Origin of the sequence: Parapusillimonas granuli, from assembly GCF_013416525.1 — a bacterium.
Taxonomy (GTDB): domain Bacteria; phylum Pseudomonadota; class Gammaproteobacteria; order Burkholderiales; family Burkholderiaceae_B; genus Parapusillimonas; species Parapusillimonas granuli.
This window is the reverse complement of the sequence record NZ_JACCEM010000010.1, coordinates 186,132-204,507: the sequence shown is the minus strand read 5'-3', so window position 1 is coordinate 204,507 and position 18,376 is coordinate 186,132. Positions and strand designations below refer to the sequence as shown.

The window sequence follows — 18,376 nt, the reverse complement described above, 5'->3', positions numbered from 1 at the left end:
GGCTTGGCATGAGCTGCCATGATGCGCTGGTTCCAATTCATCTGAGTATCCATCTGCTTTATCTCCGAAAAGCAGGTGGGGAATTTTCAATGATCCCAACTGGGGATTATTGGATGACCGATGACAACATGCAGTTCCAGCTGCCGGATGATCTTCTGGCCATAGCTGTCGCTCCACTCCTGGATGTTGGCGGTATGGGCGTGCCATTCGCGGCCGACGACTTCGAGGGTGGCCAGCGCGTGGCGCCGCGCTTCGTGCCGCGCCTCTCGTTTCATCTGCCGAGGGTCTTGGCCCAAGCTCAGATGAAGGCGGTGCTGCTCGGCCACGGTGCGGGCGGCAGCCAGTGACATAGTGGGGTAGGGGCCAAGGGTCAGTTTGACGCGGCGGCCAGCGACATCGTAGTAGAGAAATAACCAGCTTTTTGAGCCTCTTGGCTGGACGCGGAGATACAATTTACCCCCATCGGGCAGCATGTATTCCTTTTCTTGCGGCTTTGCCGTCTCCACGGCCTTTGCGGACAGTTTCATAGCCCACCCCCAATAGTTCCTCGGATTTGAGCCGATAGGTTAGGGTACTGCCGTAGGGAACAAAAAGCCCGGGATTCAGCGGAATCCGATGAGACAGTATGGGAGAGGTTTGTGACGCAAGTCCTTGATTTTGCGATGAAAATGGGACTTGGTGAGATCGTGCGAGACAGGCGGATGGTGGCCTGGGGCTCCATCCCAAAAGGGATGTAAACCAGCATAAACATTGAACCTTTTCAAAAGTGGTTGGTGTTCAGGGAACAGTTTAGGGAACAAGGCTGCCAAAGTCCAATCAGGAGTTTTGGGTGGCCAAGTTGGAAGGCAACAAGGAACGCGACGCTGCCAATCATCGAAGACTTCGCGAAATGGGTTGGGACGTGTTGGTGATCTGGGAGTGCGGGCTACGGGATCTGGAGGCGGTGCTACGGCGGATTACCTGTTTTCTGGGCGCGCCCGGCACGTCTCTGGCTACGCCTCTATAGCTTCGCCATGAGGGTAGCTCGCGCTTTCCTTATAGACTATGACATAGCCCGGCAAGACGGTGATTTGCCAGTCTGCTCCCAACGCGATTTTTGCCTGACGAAGCAGCTCGCGAACCGTGTTGGTGGTCGTGGCGAGCGTGATGACGGAAGTCTCTAAATCAGAATGCGGCCTGCGCGAGTTGCCTCCCGCATTCTGGAATCGAACGGTATAGGCGAGCTCATCCTTCATAAACCTCAGCAAGCTCGCAACGGTGACTGGAAATGATTCAAAGCGATGTGTTATCGGCAGTTCCAGGTCAATGGGATAAAGACTGTCAAAGTGATCGTCCTTGAGTCGCGATCTATCACGGTTTCGGCCGGGGTCGTTGGAGCCAAAACCACTCAGATTCCACGACAGGCGATGGTGATGCTCCCGATAGTGCTTGATAAGCAAATTTTCCAGATCCATGGCCGTGAATACATAGACTCTGACCGCCTTGAAGGCCACGGATGCGGGGGTGAGGTTGCAGCGCGATCGTATTTTGCGCACGTGGCGCAATAGCCGCCTTTTCAAACCGGCATCGGCATCCGTCTTGCCAACGTAGACCAGCTCATCCTGGAAAAATAGCTGATAAACACCCTGTGCCTCGGGCACACCTTCTACAGTTTCGTTATTCAGCGCGCCGGGCGTCATCTCCGAAAAGAGCGACACCAGCTGTTCCAGCAGCGCGGAGGGGAGATCGAACTCGAAGTCCTTGAAGTGGCTCACGGGGAATCGGGGCGGCGGCGCGGCGCCGAGTCCATAAAGACATGATCTCGCATCACCGTCCCTCGGCCTCGATGAACTGCCCTGACAGACAGGCGGGAGGTGTTCGCAAATAGGTGTCCGCGTCCTGCGCGATCTGGGCCTGGGTCTCGGGGCGCTCGGCCAGGTTCTGGGCCCAGGCGCGACCCGGATGCAGGACGTCCCAGCGCGGCCGCATGCCGGCGTGCCGACCTTTGCCGGGGTTGTGGTTGCCGAAGCCGTCGATCAGGGAGTTCCAGAGGGGAGTGAAGCGGGCGATGATGAGCGATTCGCCCAGGGGAATCCAGATATCGTCCACCACCAGAAAGCGGCAATGAAAATCCTTGATGTCCAGGTTTTCGGCGACCCTGACGCTGTCGGCGTGCTCCTTCAGGCGCTTGTGCAGCACCTTGCCGGCGGGCAGCTCCAGGCTGGCTCCCATGCGGGCGCCGGCCGGCACCGCCTTGCCGACGTAGATAGGCCAAAGGAATTTACTGTCCCGATTAAATCGCGCCAGGGATTCATAGGCCTCGAAGTCGCCTGTGTAGTAGATGGCGTAAATGCCCGCGCCCTCGAAGGGGGCGACCTCGCCTAGCGGATGCGTTTCCTTGGTGAGCAGCGCCTCGGCGACGCTCGCGCCGAGGTTCTTCTTGTCCAGCGGGTTGAATGGGATGACCTTGGCCGTCACGCACTTATCCTTCTATTGTTTTTCTGTGTTTTTCCGAGGGTTCGCAGCTCGGCCAGCGCCAGTTGTTCCGCCACGCTGGAGGCCACGCGCTGCGCGAGCAGAACCGGCACAGCGTTGCCCAATTGGCGCATGGTTTCCGTCCAGCTGCCATGAAAGCGGAAGCCGTCGGGGAAAGTCTGGATGCGGGCGCTTTCACGCACCGTGAAGTACCGCACGCTGCCATCGTCATTGACCATCATATTTTCGCCACCGGGCACGCCGTGGTCGCCGGCTTTCAGAGTCTTGGATGGTAGATCGAGCGGGCTGCCGGTATGGCCGGGGTAGCTGCGCGCGCCCGCCTGAAACACATGGTTTGGCACCGCCGCCGCCGCGTGCGAGCGCGGGTCGGGCAACCCATGGATGGCATCCCTGACGGTACGCCAGGCGATGGTGTCAAAAAGCGGTGTCTGGCGCAGCTTGGCGACGCGGTTCGCGAGTCGTTGCGGAACGGGTGGCATGCGCAGGCCGTGCCGCTTCCAGTATGAGCCGGTGATCCATTGATCGCGCAACAGCGAGTCATAACTGTGGGTGGGGTTGGGGAAGAACCATTCGATGCCCAGATCGTCCCGAAACCCAATGATGAAGACGCGTTCGCGCTTTTGGGGAACGCCGTAATCGGCCGCGTTGACCAGCGTGGGCACCACGTTGTAGGTGAGTCCCCGGCCTTTGCGCTTGCCGGACGTCTTCTCGCTTTGCAGGCGGGCAAGGTGTTCGGACCAGTCTTCGTCCTTCCGAGGCGGCACTTCGGGAAACTCCAGTTGGAGCTGGATGTAGCTGAAATAGTTGGCGAAGGACGAGCGCGTCAGTCCCTTCACGTTCTCGACGATGAAGGCCTTGGGCTTGAGCTGCCGGATGATCTCGACCGTCGCCGGGAACATGTCGCGGTTGTCGGCGTTGGCCTTGTGCTTGCCGCCGATGGAAAAGGGCTGGCATGGGGGGCCGCCGGCGAGCAGATCGATGCCTTGAGGGATGGAACTCCAATCGAACGTGCGCACATCGCCCTCGTGCAGCACCCAGTTGGCAAGCAGGGGATAGCCGCGACTTTGGTTTTCGCGCACGGTGTCGCAGGCCCATTTGTCCCATTCGACCACGGCAAGATGGTTGAAGCCCGCGATTTCACAACCCATGGCCAGCCCACCCGCGCCAGCGAATAGCTCCACCGATTTCATGCCATCTCTCCCGTTGTAAAAATACTGTTTATATGCACAGTATTCTACCAAAACATCCTAGGGCACGGGTCATTTTCACCACCTCCTATACATCGGCGCGCCTGTCCGAGCCATTAGTATAGCCATGCTTGTCCGGGGTCTCGCGACTCCCGGAAATGGGCCGGGCGCTGCCGTCCTTGCCGCCGCTTTGAATTGGGCGAACTGTCCCTGTTGAGCGTGATCAATCCGGCACCGTTCGACAGCCGGTATTTTGGCCCGGTTAGCGCATGCGCCGTGATCGGCGTTGCGCGCCCGATCTGGCTGGAGACACGCCCATGATGGCCGCCGATTCGCTGCGCTCCGGCGTGCCATCGGGCATGTCGTTCCGCCGTTTGCTGCCGTGTCGTCGCGCCTGCCGTGCCGGTGCATTCGCACCGCACGGCGCGCTGCCTTCGGCGCAGCCGTCCAACGGGCAGGCGTCTTGCCTCGAACGCGCCCGGCCTGCGGCCATCGCCGCGTTCGCCGGCGCGCTGACCAGCCGCCCCGGCTTGCCGGTGCGCATCATCGTCAACCGTGATCTGGTGCTGCGGCCATACCAGCCGCTGTTCTTCAACAAGAGGACTTCCAGGTGAGCACGACTGAGACGCTGCGGCTGGGGCCGCTGCCTAAGACTGAGAACGTCAAACTGACCTTAGCTTGCCAGGCCAGTTTGAAAGCCGACCTCGATCGCTACGCTGCGCTGCATGCGCAAACCTCTACGGAGAGGCGGTCGATGCGGCGACGCTGATCACGCACATGCTGGAGGAGTTCATGGCGGGAGATCGGGGGTTCAGACGAATGGGAAAGTCGATTTCATCTTGAAACAAGCGACTTAGTGCGGTAGCAGTAGATAAATATCCCGCTTAAAGATTCCCGATTTCAGCCAAGTCTTCCTCTGTTTTGCGCAGAATGAGCTGGAAGCATTCGTCGCATACTCGTCGGTCGGTTGAATAGGCCTGCCCTAGTTTTGGGATTTCGATGCAATTTGTTCCCATGGGCAGGTCGCAGTGGCAGCGGTAGCACTGGCTAAGCCGTTTAACGGTCGCCCGCTTAGGACGGCCGTTGGTCCCACCAATCAGAGAAGGCGTTGGCCCTCTAGGAGTCGATTTTTTCATACACAGCCTTCGCCTTACGCACGCGTCTCACGAGCACCTGCAACAGGTCATCCAGATTATCGAGGACGGAACGGAACTCTTCAGTTGTCGCCTGCTGCCTCTCTTTTCCGAGGCGTTTTTCCATTTCTTTGTTCACCATCATCAGCGCACAGACGTAGTTATTTCTTCCTGCGAGCTTCAACGTTTTGTATTTATAGACCATTTCGGTGCCGGTCTGCTTGAGTTCAACATGATTCAGCAGCACGTTCGCCAAACGCTTGGCCTGTTCTTGCATCCGCTTCCTGGCTTCTTCCCACTCCCGCTGCGGTTGAACCATGAAGGGTGCAGTGGGAGAGTTCTTGCGCACCGGAGATTGCTGTGCAAGCCGAACCATCTCCTCAGCCTTGCTATCGTCGAGACCGAGAAGCTTTAGACGTTCGCGGAGGTCAGCAATGATTTGCTCATCCTCAACCGACGTGAAGTCTTCTTCCCACAAGGAATCGACGACCTCGCCGTGGACAATGACCTGATCGCCTGCGCGGAGCCGCGTGGTACCGTCGAGCACTGCCTGCGGCACCTCAGGTTCATCGCCACCAATGACCTTATCCCAGAATGCCTGGTCATCATTCTCGAATTGCTTGAACTCCTTTAGTCGCGCATCGAGGTTCATACCCAGATGAGTGACTATATGGCCGATGTTGTCAGGATGTCCTGGATCGTTCTGAACCACGACTCGCATGACACGCCCCACAAATTGGATGTAGGGGGCTAGCGATCGAAACGGACGGAAAATCGCCGCTACGCTCAATTTCGGATGGTCGAATCCCTCGCCCAGCATCTGCACCTGGATGATGCAGTCGAGTGATCCGTTGCGCAGTGCTGCAAGAATGGCTTCCTGCTCATCCTCCGTTTGTTTGCTATGGATAACATCGGCATTGAAGCCCCGTTCCAGGTAAAGCGACCGGATTTCTCGCGCGTGGTTAATGGAGCATGCCACTGCAATCAACTGATGCTGCGTTCCGCTTTGGCGGAGTTCCTCCAGCTTCTGTAAGCTACTGTCAACGATATGCTTGTTGCACAGCCTGGCAAGCGCAACACCACGGCTGAACCATTCCTCTTCCTTCAGCTTCAGAACTTCTTCCAAGGTGTATGTCTTTCCACCGGCATCGGAGAAGCCAAGCTCAATGGTCGAGGGGGCGACGTAGCTCGCCTTAAGGCGCTTGATATACCCTTTCAGAGTGGCATTTCGGAAGGGGTACCGGAACACCAATTCGCCGTCGAGTTCCTGGCGATCACTCCGGAATGGAGTTGCCGTCAGCAACACAACCTTGGCTTTGGGGAAGCGCTCAATGACTTTCTGCCAACTGGCAGCAGCACTGTGGTGAGCTTCATCGACGATGATCATGTCGAAAAAATCATCAGGGAACTGGGTCAGCCATTTTTCCACGTTGGTCGCAAGCTGATGAACGTTCGTGATGACAATATGGGATTTCGTCGCGATTGAGAGGTTGCCACTGTCGAGCGTACAAGCGAGCGGTCCGGACAGCATCTGATCAGCGCTCAATACGCCAGATTTCCGCCAGAAGCACTTCTGACGGTTGGTGATGTCCATCGCCTCGTAGAGGCCATCCTTAATGGTGAGGTTTGGCGCGATGACGATGACCCTGCCTCCCGAAATTCCGAACGGAAGTAAAGACGCCAAGCCGGTCTTGCCGCAACCTACTGGAATCTGGAGGATTGCCTTGTTTTTGCCTGCGCGGAAGAACTCGTAGGTGCGCAAGTAACCCTCGCGTTGCGGATCGCGAAGATGGTCGTTCCCGTCGATCTTGAAATCAGCGTCGAGAAAGAAGGACTGAAGAGGGCGAGCGGTGCGCACCCATTGGTCGAGCCCACTTTTCTCGAAGATCCATTTCTTGCCGATCTTCCTTGCCGGAATCCGGCCCTCGCGCGCCATTGCATACAGCGCCGTTTTGCCCATTCCCAGGTAGGTCGCCGTCTCCTCAAGGGAGAGCCAGCCGTCTAATTCTGTCATATTTTCACCGTTTGATGCAAAACGATAGCAAACGATAGGTGGGTTGTCAATGCTGCGTCCGAGTAGCCCGCCGAGCCTTCGCCAGACGTGGCCCTTGCGCTCGGCGGCTCTGTGTCATGACACAGATCTCGTACATGTTCGAAGCCTTCATCGCAGAGGCGGTAGAAAGGCGAGGCGATAAACGCCGTGGCATCGAAGCCGACTGACGATGCTCAGTTCTATTCGGCGGTTATTTCCCGAGCGCGCGGCCCGATGCTTACTAGTCGTTTTAGAGGATGGTGACAGAGTGGACTATGATCGTACGGTAAGCTCGCCGTTTGCTGCTGATCGGCCCCGATGCCGCACGACTTAGCCCTCTACCGTGGCACTCCCATGTGGCTCCTAGCCCACGCAGCTGCGGCCCCATAAAGCGATCCAAAGTAGAGCTAACTTCCTGTCTTGTTAAGTCTTCCTGCCTCTTGGCAGTTTTCACCAAGGGCTTGATACCGGCTCTTTTTTGCGGCGCTCACTAAATATCTTTGCTTCGCTCGCGCTGACGAAACCGCTTTACATAGGCATCGTCTATCAACTCGTCCGGGCCAAGATCTAACGCACAATTCGCTAGTGAGGCATAAGTCCTGTCAGAGAGCTTGAATCCACTTGGCAGATGCCCATGGTTCGAGGCGCCATGGTCCTCGATAGATGCGAATAGTGCTTTGAAAAAATCCGCCTGAGATGATCGAACAGCTGAGGTGGCGGCGGCCGTTATCGGGTTTGTCGCTTGCGTCACGGCATTATTGGCATCGGAGGCCAACTCACTTACGAAATCACTCAACGAAGGCCAGTATTTCAAGTCGAATTGCCCACGCAGGCTATCTAGCTTTTCACGAACATAGACTTGAAATCGGTAATTGTTCTGAGAAGCTGCAGGTACTTGCACATACTTATTGACTATTGCGTGGGCGTCCCCGGCCAAAAAAGCGTGGCCGGTCGCGCTCTCGTGCTTCGCCTCGAACCCCCTATGGGGTTTCGCCCCTGACGGGCTTCTATCGTTCCCTCGCTGTGCTCGGCTGACGCCTCCGGCCCGGCTTCCCGCTTCGGGCCTGCGCGCTCGCGCTTGCGTGCAGTCTGCACACCAAAGACCTGGCTGTTGCCTGCTCAACCATCTTTCCTGACTTCATCACCTTGTCCGCGACTGTAGCCCGTGGCCGCGTGCCGTCAAGGCGCGCCAGGCCGTGTCCTCGGCTGCGCCTGCGGGCCGCACCAACCTGACGCTTTTCTCCTTGACGGCCCACGTTCGTGGGCTCCTGACCGTCGCGGGCGACGAACTCAGGAAAGACGGTGGCAACGAGGCCAACCGGGTTCTTCGTGCCGACCGCACATCAACAGCTCAAAACCCTTGGGCTTCCGAATCTTGGAATCCGGTGTGCGGTGAACAGCAAACTCATTTTTATTTGTCAGGAGAAAGACCCATGCTTGCATCCCGCTTCGCTTCCCGCTCCCCGGTACTTCGCAGCGACTATCCGCTATCGGACGATCAGATCAGGGCCGTGGTTCCGTCCATCTATGCCGAGGCACCACACGAAAGCCGTTCAGAACGCTACCGCTACATCCCCACGGCGGCGGTACTGACGGAACTACGGAAAGAGGGTTTCCAGCCCTTCATGGTGACGCAAACCCGCGTGCGTAATGAAGACCGGCGCGAACACACCAAACACATGATTTGCTTGCGTCATGCCAATCAGGTCAATGACAGCATCGCCAACGAAATCATTCTTTTGAACTCCCACGATGGAACGAGCAGTTACCAAATGCTGGCAGGTGCCTTTCGATTTGTTTGCGCTAATGGGCTGGTATGCGGCGACACCGTGGCCGATGTACGCATCCCGCATAAAGGTGACATCACCGGGCAGGTAATCGAAGGCGCTTATGAGGTGTTGGACGGCTTCGAGCGGGCGCAGGAATCCCGAGAGGCCATGCAGGCCATCACGCTGGACGAGGGCGAAGCGGAAGTTTTAGCCCGCGCCGCGCTGGCTTTGAAATACGACGACCCCAACAAGCCTGCGCCCATTACGGAAAGTCAGATTCTGATGCCGCGCCGGTTTGATGACCGCCGCCCCGATCTGTGGATGACCTTCAACCGTCTGCAAGAAAACCTGATTAAAGGCGGTTTGGGGGGCCGTAGCGCCAACGGTCGCCGCCAGAGCACCCGAGCGGTGCAAGGCATTGATTCCGACATTCGCCTGAATCGTTCCCTGTGGCTGCTGGCCGAGGGTATGCGCCAGTTGAAAGCCTGATTCCCCTACGCGGCAGGGGCAGGCAGCCACCTTTGCCGCGCTTTTCATGGCTGCACTGCAAAACCTCAAGGAGTTTTCACCATGAACGCGATCAACACAATCGAAACCCAAGCCATCGACACCACTACGCAGGAAGTTGCCGCCCCGGCGCACAACCTGATTGTCGTGCCACTGTCGCAGCTTCGCGCTTCCAAGCGCAATGTACGCAAGATCAAACAGTCTATTGATGCCCTGGCCGAGAGCATCGCCCGCGTGGGGCTGCTGCAAAACCTCACCGTCATTCTGGCCCGCGACGGCGAGCATTACGAAGTCGTGGCCGGTGGTCGCAGGCTCGACGCGCTCAAGCTGCTGGCAAAGACCCGCCGCATTCCGATGGATTGGGCGGTGCCGTGCCTGCTGGTGGCCGACGCCAGCGCCCGCACCGTCAGCTTGACGGAAAACGTGCAGCGCGAAGCCATGCACCCAGCAGACCAGTTTGAAGCGTTCGCCGCGCTGGTGGCCGAAGGTCGGCCCATTGAAGACATTGCGGCGGATTTCAGCGTGACCCCGCTGGTGGTGCAGCGCCGTTTGAAGCTGGCGAATGTATCGCGGCGTCTGCTGGCCGACTATCGTGCCGATGCCGTCACCCTTGAACAGTTGATGGCGCTTGCCATCACGGACGACCACGCGGCGCAGGAAGCCGCATTCTATGAAGCGCCCGAATGGCAGCGCCAGCCGCACGCTTTGCGTGACCGGCTGACCGAGCGGGAAATTGACGCAGGCCATGCGCTGGTGCGTTTCGTGGGGCTGGACGCCTACGAAGCCGCAGGCGGTGGTATTCGCCGTGATCTGTTCGCGCAGGATGATCGCGGCGTGTATGTCACCGACGCGGCGCTGTTGGAAACGCTGGTACGCCAAAAGCTGGACGAACACGCGGCCACCGTGAAGGCCGAGGGGTGGGCATGGGTGGATGCCACGCACGCCGCCACCTATGCCGACCTGCAAGCCTTCCAACGAGCCCCGCGTGAGCGGCGCAACCCTACCAAGCGGGAAAGCGACCGCATGGACAAGCTGGAAACGAAGATGCAGGCCATTGGTGAAGCGATTGATGCCGCATTGGAAGATGACGACGAAGAAAAGGCCGACGCGTTGCAGGAGGAAGGCGACAGCCTGGGCGACCAATTGCAGGTGCTGGAAGATCGCTTGCTGGACTACGCCCCGAACGTCAAAGCCGCCGCCGGTGTCATCATCACCCTTGACCGGCAGGGTGAAATCGTTGTGCATCGCGGCCTGATGCGTGAAGCTGAAGCGAAGGCGTTGCGCACCTTGGAGCGATTGCGGCAGGGATTCAGCGGCGAGGATGGAACGAGCGACAGTGCTGGCGAGGAAAACGATCAGCCCAAGGCCGCTTCAATGTCCGATCGGCTGGCGCAACGCTTGAGCGCCCACCGCACCGCCGCGCTGCAAATTGAGCTGGCGCGGAATCCGCACGCCGCCCTGACCGCTGTGGTGCATGGCATGGTGCAGACGGTCTTGCAAAAGGGCTATTACTATCGTGATAGTTTGCCGCTGGAAATACGGTTGACCGTGCAAGACCGGCTGGAAAGTATGGCCCCGGACTGGCCCGAATCCCCCGCCGCCGTTGCGCTGGTCGAACTGCAAAAAGCCTTAGGTGAGGCGTTGCCGATAGACAGCCCTGATCTGTTTGCCGTCTTGTTAGCAAAGCCGCAAGATGAACTGGCGCGGCTGCTGGCAGTATGCGCGGCGGTAACCGTAGATGTCACCACACCCCGCGCTACGGAGCAGCAACCGGGCGAGAAACTGGCACAGGTCGTAGGGTTGGACATGGCTGCATGGTGGCAGCCGACCGCCGAAAGCTATTTCCAGCACATTTCCAAGGCCATGATTCTGGATGCCGTGGGCGAGTTCGCACCTGACCATATTTCCCGGCTGGCGAAACTCAAGAAGATCGACCTTGCCAGCGAAGCCGAACGGCTGGTGGCCGGTACGGGATGGATGCCCACCATCTTCCGGGTGGAAGCCCCGCAGGACATGGCAGCAGAGGAGGACGGCGCAACCGCCGAGGATGGCGACATGCCCACTGAACCGGCTGATGCTGTAGCCGCATAGGCTTGACGATAGGCCAGCGCCCCGGTTTCAGCCGGCGCGCTGGCTGTTTCATGGATTCATTTCGCACCGGCCCCAACGCCGTTGCGCCATTGGGGCCGGTGGTCAAAAATCCGGGCGCTGCATCGCCGCGCCCGGGGCCAACAGCCAAAGCAGAAAGCCAAATCAGCCGGTCGCCGCCGATAAGGTAAGCGGCGAGCGGGCATGTGAGACAAGCGCCTGGGGGCGGACGGCCATCGTTGCGCTGGACAAATAGCAGCCCATCCAGGCGCAAAGCACGGAATGACAAGGGCTATCATAAAGTCTTCATCGCTTATGCACAGGCTTGCGCACAGAATCTGTGGATAAAGTTGAGCGTGTCGGCGCAAGCGCCGCCGGGCTGTCGGACTTCGCCCCATGCCGGCCTTGCCGTCACGTCCATTCGGCTTCCATCCCTCACGCCTTCGCGCCAGAGGCGCTGCGCACACCTGTTTGCGGATTGCGCGATGCGCAATGATTCAAGTCTTGCTGCGTTTCACGCAGAGGGTTCCAACGCAACACCCAGTGACACGGTGGGGGGCTGTTTTGCTTCCGGTCATTGTGCCATGTCGTTCTTATTTTCAAGGGCGGCGCGTCGCCGTGGACGCCGCTTGCGGCCGCTGGCCGTCTTCGACCCTTGAAACCTGCGCTGCGCCATGCCTTCCGGGTTCCGGGCAATCCCGCCCTGAACACTGGAGAGCATCATGAATAACACCATCGCTGCATTGAGCTATGACAACATGGATGCGACATGCGCCCTGTATGTACGCAGTCCCAGCGGCCGCTATAAGCTGGCCAGCGACGAGCAGATCCTGGCGGCGGGCCGTACGGCTGCGGAAAGCTTGGTTTCCCAATCCTCGCCGGTTGATCAACCGATCAAGGTGAAGCAGTTTTTCCAGGCCAAGCTGGCTGGGCTGGGCCACGAATGTGCCGCCTTCCTTTATTTGGATTCACGTTTCAAGCCGATTCGCTATATCGAGCAGGGGCCGGGCACGTTGAGCCAGGCCAGTGTCTATCCTCGCGAGATCGTGAAAACCGCCCTACGTCTGAATGCTGCCGCGCTCATCATGGCGCATAACCATCCGTCGGGTTCAACTGAGCCAAGCATGGCTGACCTGAATCTGACCAAACATCTGAAAAGCGCGCTGGCGCTGATAGATGTACGGTTTCTCGATCATGTCATCGTGACGGCGGCAAGTACGACCTCACTGGCAGAGCAGGGGCAGATGTAAGCCCCAACAACACAGCAGGGCGCGAAACCCTGCTGTGTTGTCAGATCGGCAGGGTTAAATGTTTTCGGCTTCTTTCTATATGGCGCCCCGCCAAAGGCGGCACGGGTAAGTGCTACGCCTTGGCACGCTGGCGCAGGTTGTGCGCAAGCGTGCCGTCCTCGATGCTGGCGGTTATCTGTCTGGACATCACGAGGGGCGGTTCACCGACACACCGCCAAGCCTGGTTTATGTAACTTCCACACCGCGTTTTCAAAGACAGCGCCGCTGCGGGCGGCGGGTGCATTTTTGCCCAATATTGGCAGCCTGACGCTTGCCTGCGTGATAGCGCTTGCGGGTCGAGCGTGTATGCGGCGAAACCGAGTCAGCCCTCTCTCTTTGCAGGACGGTCGGCCTGTACGTCCTTGTCTTGTCGTGAATCCTGGCGGGGGACGGCAAGCCTTGGGCTCATTGGCCGCAACCGTCCAGCACAAACAATTTCCCCGCCGCCTTGGGCGGCTTCCTCGCGAGACAAATTCTTTGTGCTTCCCGGCCCTCCACGTTGTTACGGCCGCTTGCGCGGTGCGACCAGCCCACCCCCACCGACCGGATCACAACAAGGACGCACTGGCGCGACCTTGAATTCCTGAAAGGAGTATTACCATGGCTAACATCGGAACCTTCACCGCAGACAAAGACGGCTACACCGGCACCCTGCGTACTCTGACGCTCAACGTCAAGGTCAAGCTGGTCGCCAACGATAAGGGCGAAAACGACAAAGCCCCTGATTTCCGCCTGCAGGCTGCAGGCAACGACATCGGAGCGGCGTGGAAGAAAACCAGCGAGGCAGGGCGGGACTATCTGTCAGTGACCCTGGATGACCCCTCGTTCCCGGCTACCGTCTATGCCCGCCTGATCGAAGGCGAGGACGGCACGCATGACCTGCTGTGGACGCGCAGCAAGCCGCAAGCGGCTTAAACCAACGCGCTCCGCCTTTTGGCGGGGCGCTATGTTGGCTGGTGTAGTAGTGCCAGTCAACATTCATGAGATGCATGCCTTGCCTTGAACTGTTATTGGAGATTACGCGCCGTTCCTGACGGATTTAATGTCGAGAAGATTGATCTGATCAATCTTGTCTTTGTGAATCACGATAGTCAGCTTCGCAGGATATTTGAACCGCATCTCGCTGATTCTAAACGTCCACAGCATTATCTTCAGGAGATCCTCATCAGAGATATTCTTGTGTCCTTTGATTCGCGTGATCCCCGAGCCGAAGATGGTGGTCGATACGCTTTGTTGGGCGTAGACGTTGTTTACCTTATCCCAGAAATTGATGAGAAATTCAAGGTATTCCGGCATCGTTAGCAGCGCTTTGTTGTTCTTGTCGAACTTGGAGAGCGCGGTCAGGAGGTAGTCTTTATACAGGCAGATCGTGCCTATCTGATACCTTTTTTTCTTCCCCTGTTTCCTGGCCTCGTTTTCATCTAGAACTTCGCTGTCATCAAAAGAGTATTCCTCAATGTGGCGATCTAGTTCCGAAAGAGGAGCGCCGAGATGCTTCTGGATGAAAATTCCATTGAGGGAGGTTTCGCTAATTATCCTGTTGTCCACCAAGGTGTCGAAATATTCATTGAAGGCGATGACCTTCAATCCCTGCTGCTGGAAAATATCGCCGGTCTTGATTGCAACATCGCTGCCTTCAATATTGATGTTGATACTGTTCAGGTTGTTCGACCGTAACCATGTTACTAGGTAGATGAGCGTCAGCAGTGCCAAGAAAGCCACGCCGGCCTTCAACTTCCACTCGGCAGGAATGTCAAAAAAAATAACTGCGAATGACAGCGTGCCGCTGATGACAGAGGTGGTCTCAAGGAATTTTCTGACAACTCGTTTGTCAAAAAAACTGACTTTCGCCATAATATTTTTCGCTTATATTAAAGATTCTTTGCTTACGGCTTGTACCAGTAAAAGTCAGGGTTCCCCTTGCTCCCAATCATGAATTCCTTGTTCTGCAACGCCTGTTTTATGAGGTCTTTGCCCATCGGTACGTGAAGCGTGGGAACTTTCCCCATTGAGTCCCTAAAAATAGGGAGGTTATCCCAGAGATTTTTCACTGCCTGATTTAGAGAGCCATTGGCCAACAGGCTCTCTTTAGTACTGTACTCAGGGTAAATGACAATGACTGGCAGACCCTGATTATTAATTCCGTAGTCGATTTCTTCCCGAAGTGCGCGAGAACTTAAAGTGACAGAACTCAAGAAGAGGACAATGTTTTTCGAGTTCCGAATACGCTCCCTGAGTCTCGGCTTTAGAGTGTATTCCCAATTGCTGCCATCACGGACACTGTATGTTTTGTCGTGTGCATCAACGAAGGGGAACGACGCATCAGCTCCTTTCCACATCCGTAGAGTGTTGTAATACTGAAAATCCTTCGTTGCGTTGGCGCCCAGGGAACTAGGATTGAATGGCTCTGCAACGTAAAAGGCAGTGTAGTTTCCGTTCCGATATGCCATTTCGTTTCTTACTCTCCATCTGAGTTCAGGACCTCATCAAGCTCTTGGCGCACTTGCATCAAGAGTTCGTCAGCCTTGCTTGTGTTACCGCCGGCATAGGCCAGCGTCAACAATGTGAGGGGGTGAATTTCCATGACCTCGCACAGCTCGGTCAGCTTGTTGAGCGTCGGGCTTTTTAGATTGCGCTCCAGCGAACTCATATAGGTACGGCTCGACACGTCAGAAAACGCTTCCTGGCTCAAGCCACGCGCTTTCCTGACAATTTTTAATGCCGTCGCCAATGAGTTTTTTGCTGTCATCCAGTGGTTTCCTTGAAACCATAGATGACATTCGATTGCGCTCTATAGGGCTACAATCTATAGTGTTCATTTTTGGCGGGTAGGCGGCTTTCGTGCTTTTACGGAAATCAGCTTGTGAAGATTCCACCAGAACCGGAGAGGCGCATTTATGCTTTTTCTGACTTCCACAAAGTCGTTTTTACGCTTTCGTTCTATTGCGGATGTGTGGGCGTACTTATCCGCGTATCTGCACGAAGGCACATACACGGTTCGGCGGTTCTACGTTTGACCGTATAAGTGCATCCCTGAATCGCCAGTTTCGTGGGGTTTCCGATTATGACCCAACCACTCATCACCGACGTCGAACGCGCACAATTGCTCGCCCACGGGCAGGCTCGTGCCGCAGGCCAGAACATTGACCCGCTGCCTGTGGTGCGGATTTTCACGCCAGACGCTCATGCGACCTGGCTGCTGGCCTGCCTTGACCCCCAAGACGGCGATACGGCCTATGGCCTGATCGACCTGGGAATAGGGATGCCCGAGCTGGGAACGGTACGGCTTTCCGCCTTGGCGTCTATCGTCGGCCCTCGAAAACAGACTGTGATGCGCGATCTTTATTTCCAGGCGGTACGCCCGTTATCGGAATATGTACGCCTGGCGCAAGAAAACGGTTCGATCACGGACTGAGCGTCGGGACTGCAAAACAGGCCCGCAGTCCATCTAATCAAGGCGCATTAAGACTATTTCAGTCATATTCAAGACCAGCAGCGTCTGAATCATGGGCCTTGCATAAATACGCGACGGCCCAGACTTAAAGAGTCATGATCTTTTGCAGGATATGGGGCAGGGTGATAGACGCTGATTGATGATTTTTCAGCGGAACCCTCGTCGCATTCTGATTGTCAGCGCAACGGTTAAGACGCAATCGGACTTGATATTTTCAGTTTCATTTGATGCGATTGGTAGTCAAATATTAACGCATTGAAACTGCGCTGTGTGCACTTTGCGATGAGGTGGCCCTGCTGAATGAAAGGGGGTTTGCCTTATGGTTGATTTGCGCCTCAAGCACTGGCATCCGACTGCTGCGTATCTCTACATCCTGCATTTGGATAGACCCGCCCTGGCCTGGGAATATCTGCGCCGTCATCCCGATTATCGGCACGACTGGTTGCGCCGTCTCCAGCGGCCAGGCGCGGCGCAAAATTGGGGCTTGCGTCTGCTGGAAGACCCCGCCTTGGATGCGCGGGATGCGCATCCCATCTGGTTCCCTGATTCTTATGGCGTTCATCTTTACCCGGATGCCGACCCCATGCCGGATGCCGTGCGGTTCACGCTGTGGCGAATCCCGGGCGACAAATACCTGATTCACGATGGCGTACGCCTGGTGCTGCAGGTGCGCTGGCCGGGTGGCTGCCTGCGGCTGGCGCTTGTTCCAGGTCTGGCCGATGGCATGGCTTATGTTTATGCCGTGCGCGCCGGCACCGACCTTCTTGCGCTTGAGCAAGCGCTCACGCTGGAAATGAACAAGCTGGCCCTGGCCAGCGACGCCATTCCCATTGCTGTCGTGAGGCCCCGGCCTGCTTTATCGGCCCTGCAGGAGATGCACACCTTGCAGGCGCTCGATGCCACCCTGGCGGGGGCATCCTTGCGCGACATCGCTGAAGGGTTATTTGGCACCAAGGTGGTGGCCCGAGATTGGCATGCCGATGGCGCTTTGCGCGCCCGCATGCGCCGCTTGGTGCGCCGGGGTGAAATGCTGATGCGCGGCGGCTACCGCCACTTGGCACAGCTTTCCGCGCCGGTACAGGGACGTTCTGCATCTCTCGCAAAACGTCCCTGAGCAGGTCGCCTGACTTTCTTGAGACTGTCTCCATCCGGCAGCGCTGGTGCCGCCGGTTCTACCGAACGATGGAGGTATATCTCATGCGACCCGCTCCCTTACGGCCCGCTGCCGCACCCGTTGCCATGCCCGCGCAGCCCCAGCGCTATCTGACCAACGACGAAGCCGCTCAGTACCTGCGCCTGTCACCACGCACGCTGGAAAAGCAGCGTGTGATCGGCGGCGGCCCGAAGTTTCGCAAATTCGGCCGACGTGTCATGTATGCAGTTGCCGACCTGGACACCTGGGCCGATGCACGCAGCTATGAGGCGACTTCAGACCCCGAGTATGCCGAACGCCATGCGGGTGACTGCCGTGACGGCCGCTGACCGTTCGTTCGCCGGCGGCCATCATCATGTCCCGTTTGCCCGCCGCGCAGCCACTGCAGCAGCAGGAGCAACTTGTGCTGTTCCGTGCCTTGCCCGGCGATATGGCGCCGCGCGACGCTCAGGACTTGATGGCGTATCCCTTTTTCTCGCTGGCGAAGTCGCGCCGCCTCAAGCCCATCGACTTTCGCAATGGGAATATCACCATCCGCGTGGAAGGCACGCAGGAGCATGGCATTGCCACGATCTGGGATGCAGACATTCTGATCTGGGCCGCATCGCAAATCGTGCAGGCACGCGATGCCGGCATTCCTCCTTCACGCTGGATACGCGCCACACCTTACGAAATCCTGCGTTTTATTGGACGTGGCACCTCCCTGCGCGACTACCAGCGCCTGAAAGCGGCACTCGACCGGCTGCAATCGACCAGCGTGGCAACGTCCATCCGCGAAACCACGGGGCGGCGGCTGCATCGGTTTTCGTGGATCAACGAATGGAAGGAGCTGGCCGATGCTCACGGCAAGCCGCTGGGCATCGAACTTATTTTGTCAGATTGGTTCTATGCGGGCGTGCTCGATGCCGCCCTGGTGCTGACCATCGACCCGGCGTATTTCCGCCTGACCGGCGGCATCGAACGCTGGCTGTACCGACTAGTGCGCAAGCATGGCGGCAAGCAGCCGGATGGCTGGCAATTCGACTTCAGGCATCTGCACCGCAAGTCCGGCAGCACCGCCAGATCCTACGACTTCGCCTGCGACCTGCGCGCCCTGGTAGCCAGGCAGTCGTTGCCCGGTTATGTGCTGGGCATCGAGTTGATTCCCGAAGATGGACGCGAGTTGCTGACCTTTCGGCCCGTGCCGGATACGGCACGGGGATAAGCCTGTGGATGAGCTGTGAATATCCTGTGGATAGTGTCGTGCTATCGGGCGTGTCCGGTATCGTGCTATCAGGCGTGGGGCTATC

At 57.6% G+C, this 18,376-nt stretch carries 19 protein-coding genes and 2 pseudogenes; 11 read left to right on the top strand and 10 right to left on the bottom strand.

Annotated features, from left to right (window positions below; all coding sequences use genetic code 11):
• Positions 1 to 86: 86 nt before the first annotated feature.
• The 4 genes from H0A72_RS22530 to H0A72_RS18480 all read right to left on the bottom strand — a co-directional run bounded on the left by H0A72_RS22530 (position 87) and on the right by H0A72_RS18480 (position 3,665).
• Positions 87 to 473 (bottom strand): Arm DNA-binding domain-containing protein, encoded by a 387-nt coding sequence (locus H0A72_RS22530; protein WP_425502560.1) that lies wholly within the window; start codon positions 471 to 473, stop codon positions 87 to 89.
• Positions 474 to 992: 519 nt separating this feature from the next.
• Positions 993 to 1,754 (bottom strand): GIY-YIG nuclease family protein, encoded by a 762-nt coding sequence (locus H0A72_RS18490; protein WP_180157962.1) that lies wholly within the window; start codon positions 1,752 to 1,754, stop codon positions 993 to 995.
• A 52-nt stretch (positions 1,755 to 1,806) separates the two neighbouring features.
• Positions 1,807 to 2,457 carry an Eco29kI family restriction endonuclease gene (locus H0A72_RS18485; protein ID WP_180157960.1) on the bottom strand — a complete coding sequence of 217 codons (651 nt, stop codon included), beginning with the start codon at positions 2,455 to 2,457 and terminating at the stop codon, positions 1,807 to 1,809.
• A complete protein-coding gene (locus H0A72_RS18480; RefSeq protein WP_180157958.1) occupies positions 2,454 to 3,665 on the bottom strand; it encodes a DNA cytosine methyltransferase in 1,212 nt (403 codons plus the stop codon). The genes H0A72_RS18485 and H0A72_RS18480 overlap by 4 nt, the downstream gene beginning before the upstream one ends.
• A gap of 177 nt (positions 3,666 to 3,842) precedes the next feature.
• Here H0A72_RS18480 and H0A72_RS18475 point away from each other — a divergent pair.
• The 3 genes and pseudogenes from H0A72_RS18475 to H0A72_RS18465 form a co-directional block, all read left to right on the top strand.
• Positions 3,843 to 3,983 (top strand): annotated as a pseudogene (locus H0A72_RS18475) (S26 family signal peptidase); the annotation flags it as partial.
• Entirely contained in the window at positions 3,980 to 4,276 is a 297-nt protein-coding gene (locus H0A72_RS18470) for a hypothetical protein (protein ID WP_218953395.1), read from the top strand. The pseudogene H0A72_RS18475 and the gene H0A72_RS18470, both read left to right, overlap by 4 nt.
• Positions 4,273 to 4,505: pseudogene (locus H0A72_RS18465) on the top strand (DUF2274 domain-containing protein). The gene H0A72_RS18470 and the pseudogene H0A72_RS18465 overlap by 4 nt, the downstream one beginning before the upstream one ends.
• Before the next feature lie 273 nt (positions 4,506 to 4,778).
• Here H0A72_RS18465 and H0A72_RS18460 read toward each other — a convergent pair.
• On the bottom strand, positions 4,779 to 6,809 hold the full coding sequence (locus H0A72_RS18460) for a DEAD/DEAH box helicase (protein ID WP_180157956.1): 2,031 nt from the start codon (positions 6,807 to 6,809) through the stop codon (positions 4,779 to 4,781).
• Between the two features lie 508 nt (positions 6,810 to 7,317).
• Positions 7,318 to 7,728, bottom strand: coding sequence for a hypothetical protein (locus H0A72_RS18455; RefSeq protein ID WP_180157954.1), 411 nt, complete (start codon positions 7,726 to 7,728; stop codon positions 7,318 to 7,320).
• Positions 7,729 to 8,260: 532 nt separating this feature from the next.
• Between H0A72_RS18455 and H0A72_RS18450 the strand changes: the two genes are divergently transcribed.
• Together H0A72_RS18450 and H0A72_RS18445 are read left to right on the top strand one after the other, a co-directional pair.
• Positions 8,261 to 9,085, top strand: coding sequence for a DUF932 domain-containing protein (locus H0A72_RS18450; RefSeq protein WP_180157988.1), 825 nt, complete (start codon positions 8,261 to 8,263; stop codon positions 9,083 to 9,085).
• An 81-nt stretch (positions 9,086 to 9,166) separates the two neighbouring features.
• Positions 9,167 to 11,194 (top strand): ParB/RepB/Spo0J family partition protein, encoded by a 2,028-nt coding sequence (locus H0A72_RS18445; protein WP_180157952.1) that lies wholly within the window; start codon positions 9,167 to 9,169, stop codon positions 11,192 to 11,194.
• Between the two features lie 571 nt (positions 11,195 to 11,765).
• Here H0A72_RS18445 and H0A72_RS22025 read toward each other — a convergent pair.
• Positions 11,766 to 11,915: a hypothetical protein gene (locus tag H0A72_RS22025; protein WP_184157628.1), complete on the bottom strand. Its 150-nt coding sequence runs from the start codon at positions 11,913 to 11,915 to the stop codon at positions 11,766 to 11,768.
• Between H0A72_RS22025 and H0A72_RS18440 the strand changes: the two genes are divergently transcribed.
• Entirely contained in the window at positions 11,914 to 12,441 is a 528-nt protein-coding gene (locus tag H0A72_RS18440; protein ID WP_218953387.1) for a JAB domain-containing protein, read from the top strand. The two genes, H0A72_RS22025 and H0A72_RS18440, sit on opposite strands and share 2 nt — an antisense overlap.
• Before the next feature lie 639 nt (positions 12,442 to 13,080).
• Positions 13,081 to 13,395 (top strand): DUF736 domain-containing protein, encoded by a 315-nt coding sequence (locus tag H0A72_RS18435; RefSeq protein WP_180157950.1) that lies wholly within the window; start codon positions 13,081 to 13,083, stop codon positions 13,393 to 13,395.
• 102 nt (positions 13,396 to 13,497) lie between these two features.
• Here H0A72_RS18435 and H0A72_RS18430 read toward each other — a convergent pair whose 3' ends face one another.
• From H0A72_RS18430 to H0A72_RS18420, 3 genes are read right to left on the bottom strand one after another with little or no spacing between them, the layout of a single operon-like run.
• A complete protein-coding gene (locus H0A72_RS18430; protein WP_180157948.1) occupies positions 13,498 to 14,334 on the bottom strand; it encodes a macro domain-containing protein in 837 nt (278 codons plus the stop codon).
• A gap of 32 nt (positions 14,335 to 14,366) precedes the next feature.
• Entirely contained in the window at positions 14,367 to 14,930 is a 564-nt protein-coding gene (locus tag H0A72_RS18425; RefSeq protein ID WP_180157946.1) for a TIR domain-containing protein, read from the bottom strand.
• A gap of 8 nt (positions 14,931 to 14,938) precedes the next feature.
• Positions 14,939 to 15,229: a helix-turn-helix domain-containing protein gene (locus H0A72_RS18420; RefSeq protein ID WP_180157944.1), complete on the bottom strand. Its 291-nt coding sequence runs from the start codon at positions 15,227 to 15,229 to the stop codon at positions 14,939 to 14,941.
• Between the two features lie 315 nt (positions 15,230 to 15,544).
• On the opposite strand from H0A72_RS18420, the gene H0A72_RS18415 reads away from it, so the two are divergent.
• From H0A72_RS18415 to H0A72_RS18400, 4 genes are all read left to right on the top strand, one after another.
• Positions 15,545 to 15,895 (top strand): DUF2958 domain-containing protein, encoded by a 351-nt coding sequence (locus H0A72_RS18415; protein WP_180157942.1) that lies wholly within the window; start codon positions 15,545 to 15,547, stop codon positions 15,893 to 15,895.
• A 358-nt stretch (positions 15,896 to 16,253) separates the two neighbouring features.
• Entirely contained in the window at positions 16,254 to 17,048 is a 795-nt protein-coding gene (locus H0A72_RS18410) for a DUF7011 domain-containing protein (RefSeq protein ID WP_180157940.1), read from the top strand.
• An 83-nt stretch (positions 17,049 to 17,131) separates the two neighbouring features.
• Positions 17,132 to 17,416, top strand: coding sequence for a helix-turn-helix transcriptional regulator (locus H0A72_RS18405; protein ID WP_180157938.1), 285 nt, complete (start codon positions 17,132 to 17,134; stop codon positions 17,414 to 17,416).
• Positions 17,417 to 17,442: 26 nt separating this feature from the next.
• On the top strand, positions 17,443 to 18,291 hold the full coding sequence (locus H0A72_RS18400) for a replication initiator protein A (protein WP_180157936.1): 849 nt from the start codon (positions 17,443 to 17,445) through the stop codon (positions 18,289 to 18,291).
• The last annotated feature ends 85 nt before the right edge of the window (positions 18,292 to 18,376 follow it).